Genomic DNA, 7,884 nt, shown 5'->3' with positions numbered 1-7,884 from the left:
ACGCCGGCCGCCGCCGCGCCCGTGCCCGGCCGCAGCGCCCAGGACTTCAGCGCCTCGCGGCCCGCCTGGGAAGGCTATCTGCAAGGCGCCGACCCCGCGCTGGGCAAGCAGCTCGCGGCCAGCGGCAAGCCGGCCGCCGGCGTGCAGGCGTGCGTCGCCTGTCACGGGCAGGCGGGCATCACGCCCACCGGCGGCATCTTCCCCAACCTGGCGGGGCTGACGCCGGAGTACATCGCCAAGCAACTGGCCGATTTCCGCCAGGGCACGCGCAAGCAGGCACTGATGAACACCGTCGCCCAAGGCCTGAGCGAGCAGGAAATCGGCCAATTGGCCGCCTACTACGGCTCCCTGGCCGGCCCGCCGCTGCACGTGGGCGAGACCGGCGGCGAGGCCGCCCGCAAGCTCGACCAGATCGGCGACGGCGCCCGCGCCCTGCCCGCCTGCGCCAACTGCCACGGCCTGCGCGGCCTGGGCGAAGGGCCGCTGCTGCCGCGCCTGGCGGGCCAGTCCAAGGAGTACTTCGCCGACCAGATCAACGCCTTCCGCAATGGTTCGCGCCAGAACGACGACGTGGGCGTGATGCGCGCCTTCGCGCAGCGCCTGACCGACAGCGAGGTCGAGGCCCTGGGCCAGTACTACGCCGGCCCGCGCTGAACGCCGCCCGCCCGGCCAACGTATTGGCCGGGCGGTTTTTTTGCCGCCGGGCCGCCCCAAGGCAAAAGGCGCCCCCTTGGGGGGCAGCGACCCGCGCAGCGGCGGAGCGTGGGGGCCTCCCTTTCCGCCAGGCCGCCCCAAGGCAAAAACGCCCCCTTGGGGGGCAGCGACCCACGCAGCGGCGGAGCGTGGGGGCCTTTCCTTGCGTCCTGTAATTTGTTCTTGGTGTTTTCCCTGATGCCTTTCTATAATTGCGGCACCTTCAACCACCCCGAGATCATTGTGGACAACGACGGATGTAGTCGATACACGACTGCTTGCGCCGCTTGACGCAGGATCCGCAGAGTTTTCTGCCGAGTCCTGCGTAAAGCCAGGACACGGCCATCCGGCTCCGGCAGCCCCGCTGCCCCGCCCCGGGCCTTACCCGATACCCGCTTTGCCGACGCGAACCGCGCGCCTTGTTGCGCCCGTGCCGTGCCGGATCGGCGGCGCATGCATGTGGACTTTTCCACCGTACTCCCCCTGGAGACGATCATGCGCATCAAGAAATTCCTCCCCTTCCTGGATGGCGCCGCCACCGTGCGCGGCGCCGGCGCGGCCCCGGTTGCCACCGCCCGCCCCGCCATCCCCACCTATCAGTTCACCATCGTCAGCGTCGCCGACACGCTCAACGCGCTGCGCAAACAGCTCTACCACGAGCTGCAGGCCCTGGACCTGCGCGTGCTGAACGTGCGCGTCTCGCGCCCGGATACCGGCGCGCTCGCCAGCACCACGGTCACGCTGCAGTGCCCGCCGCAAGTGCGCGGCCTGCTCAGCGCCATCGCCCTGCGGCTGGGCCAGAGCCCCGACGTGCGCCGCGTGCACTGGGAAAACGAAGACGGCGCCCGCATCGCGGTACTGCCGGCCTGACCGACGGAAAGGAGGCTGTCATGAAAGACCCGTACAAATGCCTGCTCGTCGCCCGGGTGGCGGCCTTGCTGCTGCTGTGGGTGCTGGCGTTCATCCTGACGGCGGCCTCGGTCTGGCAATTGCCCTGACGGCCGATCCGCCCCTGGCGGCGCCGCGTCCGGGCCAAGACCCGGCCGCCGGCGCGCCCCGCACAACACGCTGAACCCGAGAACAACAAGATGAAGAACTTCGAAAACATCCAGCTGCTGACGCTGGCCAATACCCTGATCAGCCTGGCCACGGCCTTCGTGCTCGGGTCCATCGTCGGCTTCGAGCGCCAGTACCGCCAACGCACCGCCGGACTGCGCACCAATGCACTGGTGGCGGTGGGCGCGGCCATCTTCGTCGACATGGCATTCCGCGTCGGCGGCCCCGACGGCGGCGCGCGCGTGATTTCCTATGTGGTGTCCGGCGTCGGCTTCCTGGGGGCCGGCGCCATCATGCGCGAGGGCGGCAGCATCCGCGGCCTGAACACCGCCGCCACGTTGTGGGGCTCGGCCGCCATCGGCGCCTGCGCCGGCGCCTCGCTGATCCTGGAGGCCCTGGCGGCGACGGCCTTCGTGCTCGCGGCCAATACGCTGCTGCGGCCGGTGGTCAGCTACATCAACCGCCAGCCGGTCGACGCGCAGACCACGGAAGTCACCACCGTGATCCACGTCATCGCCCACGTCGACCAGCGCCAGGCCGCCATGACCGTTCTCGAAGACGTGCTGGAGACCGAACAGTTGCCCCTGTCTGAATTGAAGATCGACCAGTTCGGCGAGCACGAGGTCGAGATCGAGGCGGCGCTGAGCGAGGCCTCGGTGGACGAGCTCGACCTGGACCGCGTGACCGCGCGCATCGCCGCCGCGCCGGGCGTGCGCACCGCCTTCTGGGCCGCGCGCACGGTATAGGCCGGCGCGCCGCCCACCCCCGGCCACCTCGGCGACGGGTTCCGTCCGGCGCCGATAGGCCCTAGAATGGGCGCCGATCATGCGCCGTCCCTTCCCCTTGCCCGCCCGCGACGCCGCCCGCCTCTGGCTGGTGCTGGCCTTGTTCGCGCTCAAGGCGCTGGTGCCGCCGGGCTTCATGCCCGCGACCCAGCAAAGCGGCACGCTGATCCAGTTGTGCTCGGCCGCCGGCCCCGTCTGGGTGGCCGGTCCCGCCAGGCACAGCGACGCCCCGGACGAACGCCATGCGGCGCAGGCAGCGGCCTGCCCCATGGGCGCGATGCTGGCGGCGGTGGCCCTGCCGCCGTCGCTCGCGCCCCTGCTCGCCCTGGGCGCGGTCATGGCCCATCCGCTGGCCGCGCGCGCCCCGCCGGCCGTCGCCGACGGTTTCCCGCCCGGCCCGCCGCTGGGGGCCCGCGCCCCGCCCCCCTTCCCGGTATCCCGCTGATCTCTGTGCCGCGCCCGCGCGCGGCTCCCTTGGCTTACCGAGAATATCCATGTTTCCTTCTTACGCCAGGACGCGCCGCGTCCTGCCGCGGCGCGCGGCCGTCTGGACCGCGCTCGCCTTCGCTCCCGCCCTGCACGCCCAGTCCGTTCCCGCCTCCGCCGCGCCCGCCGGCGTCGCCACCTTGCCCGCCATCGCCGTCTCCGGCGCCACCCCGCCGGCCACGCTGCTGGACCAGGCCAGCACCGGCACGCTGCTGGGCCTGGCGCCGCTGGACACCCCGGCCAGCATCGACATCCTGAGCAACGAACAACTGCGCGAGCGCGGCGCCGTCACCGTCACCGACGCCATCACGCAGGCGGCCGGCATCAGCACCCTGCGCCATCCCGGCAATGGCGGCTCGTCGCTGTCCTCGCGCGGCTTCACCGACTCCAATTCGGTGGCGATGCTGTACGACGGCGTGCGCCAGTTCGGCGGCGTCGGCCAGACCTTCATCTACGATCCCTGGGCCGTGGACCGCATTGAAGTCCTGCGCGGACCGGCCTCGGTGCTGTATGGCGAAGGCGCCATCGGCGGCGTGGTCAACGTGATTCCCAAGAAGCCCACCCGCGGCCCGATCGAGAACGAGATCCAGGCCACCGTCGGCAGCCACGACACGCAGCGGCTGGGCTTCGGCAGCGGCGGCGCGCTGGATGACAAATGGTCGTACCGGCTCGACCTGAGCGGCAACCACGGCGACTCGGGCATCAGCCTGGGCGACGCACGCGACCTGGCCGTCACGGCGGCGCTGCGCCTGGACGTGTCGCCCGAACTGAACTTCACGCTGACCCAGGCCTACGCCTGGCAAGAGCCGACGCGCTACTTCGGCACGCCGCTGGTCGATGGCGATATCGACTACCGCCTGCGCGGCAAGAACTACAACGTGGCCGACAGCAAGATCATCTACCGCGACAGCCGCACCGAGCTGAAAGCGGAATGGACGCCCAACCCCGCCACCCGCGTGCGCAGCCGCCTTTACTACATCGGCAGCGACCGCGACTACCGTGACGCCGAAAACTACACCTGGCAGCCCGCCAGCGGCCTGATCCAGCGCAGCGCCTACACCGACATCCGCCATGACCAGGAACAGGTCGGCAACGTCACCGACGCCAGCTTCGATGGCCGCCTGTTCGGCCTGGCCAACAAGGTGGCCGTGGGCGTCGAGCTGAACCGCGCCTCCCTCAAGCACACCAACAACTCGCCCTACTCGGGCACCTCGCTGGTCGATCCCCAAGACGTCGATCATGGCCGTTTCATCAACGTGGCCGGCACCACGCCGCGCTACCGCAACACCGCCGAGCAGTACGCGCTGTTCGCCGAGAACCGCCTGATGCTGACCAGCCGCTGGTCGGTGCTGGGCGGCGTGCGTTACGACCACATCGACCTGAAGCGGCGCGACCTGGTGGCGGACCGGACCGCGTTCGACACCACCTTCAACAACGTCGGCAGGCGCATCGGCACGGTCTACGAACTATTGCCGACGCTGTCCGTCTACGGCCAGTACGCCGAAGCCGCCGACCCCATCGGCAGCCTGTTGTTGCTGTCGCCCGCCAACAAGGACTTCGAGCTGTCCAAGGGCCGCCAGGTCGAGGTGGGCGTCAAGCAGACCTTCTGGGACAACAAGGGCCAGTGGACCCTGGCGGCGTATCACATCCGCAAAAACAACCTGGTGACGCGCGACCCGAACGACCCGTCGCTGCGCATCCAGGTGGGCGAGCAATCCTCGCGCGGCCTGGAGGCGACGCTGGCGGTCGAGCTGACGCCGGCGTGGCGTATCGACCTGAACGCCGCCGTGCTGCGGGCCCGCTATGACGACTTCAGCGAATCGGTCAACGGCGCGGCCGTGTCGCGCGCCGGCAATGTGCCCACCGACGTGCCGCAACGGCTGGCCAATGCCTGGGTCAGCTGGAAATTCGCGCCGCAATGGACGGCCAGCGCCGGGCTGCGTTATGTCGGCAAGCGCTACGCGGATGCCGCCAACCGGCTGGAAATGGCGGGGTACACCACCACCAACCTGGCCCTGCAATGGGAGCCGCGCCGCGACCTGACCCTGGCCTTGCGGGCATTCAACCTGTTCGACCGCAAATACGCCGAAACCGCCTACTACAACCAGACCCAATGGTTGCTGGGCGAAGGCCGGCGCGTCGAACTGAGCGCCAACTACCGCTTCTGATTCATTGGGTGAACAGATCGGAGATCGCGTCGCCCAGGTCTTTCACCGCGCCGGCCACGCCGCTGGCCGCGCCTTCGGCCCCCACGCCGATGGCGTGGCCGAAGCCGCGCGCGATATGGGCGGCGAATCCGCGCGAGGCCGAGAACTTGGGATTGTCGAGGCCGCCGGCAAGCTTGAATTCCATGCGCAGCGTGCCATGGCGGTCTTCCAGCGCCGCCAGCACTGCCTTGCGCGGCAGGGAGAACAGCGAGCCGTCGCCGCTGAACTTCAGGTCGCGCAGGGCCACCGTTCCCGAGGCGTTCAATTGCCGCTTGGCGATGGTGGTGCGCATGTCCAGGTCCATGGCGCCGCCCGCGAGCGAACCCGCGCCGTTCTCGGCCAGGTACGGGGCGGCGTAGCGGATATCCATGTTGCGCACCGCCACGGTCATGTCGGCATCGCTGCCGCCGACTTCGAGCGAGCCGGTGGCCAACACCGTGGCCGTGCCGACGCGGTTCTCGCGCACCGTGCCCTTGAACGTCATGTCGCTGCGCTGGCCATCGGCCGGCAATGCCAGGGGCCGCAGGCTGGCGGAGACGTTGTCGAACGGAATGCGATGGGGCGGCCGGGCGATGGCGGCATCGACGAATTCGAGACGGCCGCCGTCCAGAATGAGTTCATCGGCGCGAAACGGCGAGCGCGCGCCGGCTTCACCGCCATCGGCCTGGCGCAGTGCCGCTTGCAACGCGGGGGCAATCTGCATGTCGCCATCAGCGCCGCGCAGGACCGTGAAATCGAAATCCTCGACGGTGATGCGGCGGAACACGGCTTCGCGGCCCAACAGCGAGCGCCATTCCGGTTCGGCCACCACGCGCCGCGCGCTGGCCGGCTCCATGCCCTCGGCGCCGGTGATTTTCACGTCGCTCAACACCACTTCCTTGAATCCCAGGCTCACGTGTCCCACTTGCGCGCGCGGACCCAACAGGGCGGCGATACGCCGTTCCGCGACGTACTTGCCCGCGAATGCCAGCGCCGCCAGCAAGACAACGACCAGCACCAGGATCGCCGGCAACTTGCGTGCGAACGGACGCCGGCGAGACGCGGCGGGAGGGTTGACCATGGTGAGTCCCGAGAGAGAGAGTGGCCGGCGCGCGGTCACGCGCCAGGGGCCGCGCGTCCGAGCGGTAGCGCAGCGGGCCCTGCCTCGCACCATAGCGAGCGCAAAGCCCCGGCGCAAGCCATATGGCCTGACCGGTGCGCAGCCACCAGGACCGGCGCGCGCCAGGAACGTCGCGGGCGCGCATGCGACGATGCCCGCGCGGGGGGATCCGCGCGGGCATCGCCGCCACTCACCCCGCCCCTGCCGGCGCCGAGGCCGGAAAGGGGGCTGGGCGCGAGGCCGTCAACGCATCAGCGCTGCGTCTGCGGACGCTGGGCCTGCCCCGGCTGCTGGCCGGGATTGCGGTCCTTGTCCATCTGTTGGCCGCCGTGGCCGGGTTGTTGCTGACCCGGCTGGTTGCGATCCTTCGGGCTTTCCTGGGATTGCTGTTTTTGCGGCTGCTTTTGCTGATCGGGCTGATTCGGGTTTGCCATGGCAAGTCTCCTGATAAGCGGAACCATTCCGCAAGGAATGCCTTAGCAACCGCCGTGCCCGGGCCTGCGCTCGCCCGGGCGGCCGCGCGCGGCCGGCGGGCGGACCGTCCCGTCACCGGTAAATTCAGGACATGAAGGGTAGAAAGCGCCGCCCGCCGCGGGTGGCGGAGAGCCGGCCCTTACTGCGTAGTGACGTGGGCCGGCAGGCCGGTCTCCGCGTCCTGCGGATCGAAGGCATCCAGCCAGGCCGAGGCGTAACTGGCCGGCGCCGCCAGCGGTTCGCCGCGGTCGCGCTGGACCCGCAGGCGCATCAGCAGATCGTCCAGCGGCATGGGCCGACCCAGCGCGTAGCCCTGGCCGTAGCGGCAGCCCGCCGCGCGCAAGGCGGGGATATCCGCGACGTTCTCGACGCCTTCGGCCACCACGCGCCAGCCCATCCGGGTAGCCAGTTCGGCCGCGGTGCGCAAGACCTCGAACGCCACCGCGCTGCGGCGCATGCGGGTGACGAAATACTGGTCGATCTTGACTTCCGAGAGGGGAATGGCCGACAGCAATTTCAGGGACGCGTGACCGGTGCCGAAGTCGTCCAGGCTGACCTCGCACCCGGCCTCTTCCAGTTTCGCCAGCGTGGCGCGCAGGACGTCGAGCTCCTTGATCGGCTGATCCTCGGTCAGTTCGACGCGCAGCAGCGAGGCCGGCAGTTCGGCCGCATGGATGCGCGCCAGCAGGAAATCGACCGCGCGCTCATCCGACAGCGTCGAGGCCGGCGCATTGATGGCCACTGGAATCGCCATGCCGGCACGGCGCATGGTCTGCAGCATGTCGATGACGCGCTGCGCGACCCGCTCGAACAGGGTGCGATCCAACCCGAGCCGGTTGACGGTGGGAATGAACTCGGCGGGCATCACGATGCCCAGCCTGGGGTGTTGCCAGCGCGCAAGCGCCTCGGCCGATACGATGCGGCCGGTCATCAGGTCCACCTGCGGTTGCAGCAGCACGCGCAGGCCGTCTTTGCCGGTAATCATGGCGGCGACTTCATCGTCGCTCACCACCGAGCTTGTGGAAGCCTCGTGGGTTGGCGTCATGTCTTCGCTCCTGGCGTGCCCCGATTTACGGCCTGCGCT

8 protein-coding genes are annotated in these 7,884 nt (G+C 69.8%); 5 read left to right on the top strand and 3 right to left on the bottom strand.

All coding sequences use genetic code 11. The features are described from left to right. From HV742_RS29185 to HV742_RS29165, 5 genes are all read left to right on the top strand, one after another. The coding region (locus HV742_RS29185) for a c-type cytochrome (protein WP_175147055.1) at positions 1–654 on the top strand (654 nt) is incomplete at its 5' end. Positions 655–1,188: 534 nt separating this feature from the next. Then, entirely contained in the window at positions 1,189–1,563 is a 375-nt protein-coding gene (locus HV742_RS29180) for a hypothetical protein (protein ID WP_175147054.1), read from the top strand. Between the two features lie 218 nt (positions 1,564–1,781). Beyond that, the gene (locus tag HV742_RS29175; protein ID WP_049073608.1) at positions 1,782–2,495 is read left to right on the top strand and encodes an MgtC/SapB family protein; all 714 of its coding nucleotides are present in this window, start codon (positions 1,782–1,784) and stop codon (positions 2,493–2,495) included. A 79-nt stretch (positions 2,496–2,574) separates the two neighbouring features. Further along, a complete protein-coding gene (locus tag HV742_RS29170; RefSeq protein ID WP_175147053.1) occupies positions 2,575–2,979 on the top strand; it encodes a DUF2946 family protein in 405 nt (134 codons plus the stop codon). 49 nt (positions 2,980–3,028) lie between these two features. After that, a complete protein-coding gene (locus tag HV742_RS29165) occupies positions 3,029–5,188 on the top strand; it encodes a TonB-dependent receptor (protein ID WP_175147052.1) in 2,160 nt (719 codons plus the stop codon). 1 nt (position 5,189) lies between these two features. On the opposite strand, the gene HV742_RS29160 is transcribed toward HV742_RS29165, so the two are convergent. The 3 genes from HV742_RS29160 to HV742_RS29150 all read right to left on the bottom strand — a co-directional run bounded on the left by HV742_RS29160 (position 5,190) and on the right by HV742_RS29150 (position 7,845). Beyond that, entirely contained in the window at positions 5,190–6,287 is a 1,098-nt protein-coding gene (locus HV742_RS29160) for a DUF748 domain-containing protein (protein WP_175147051.1), read from the bottom strand. Between the two features lie 290 nt (positions 6,288–6,577). Then, positions 6,578–6,760 carry a hypothetical protein gene (locus tag HV742_RS29155; RefSeq protein ID WP_054419605.1) on the bottom strand — a complete coding sequence of 61 codons (183 nt, stop codon included), beginning with the start codon at positions 6,758–6,760 and terminating at the stop codon, positions 6,578–6,580. Positions 6,761–6,939: 179 nt separating this feature from the next. Continuing rightward, positions 6,940–7,845 (bottom strand): EAL domain-containing protein, encoded by a 906-nt coding sequence (locus HV742_RS29150; protein WP_054419603.1) that lies wholly within the window; start codon positions 7,843–7,845, stop codon positions 6,940–6,942. Positions 7,846–7,884 lie beyond the last annotated feature (39 nt).

Origin of the sequence: Achromobacter ruhlandii (assembly GCF_902859695.1) — a bacterium.
GTDB lineage: Bacteria > Pseudomonadota > Gammaproteobacteria > Burkholderiales > Burkholderiaceae_B > Achromobacter > Achromobacter ruhlandii.
The sequence above is the reverse complement of the archived record's forward strand: the minus strand, read 5'-3'. Positions and strand labels throughout refer to the sequence as shown.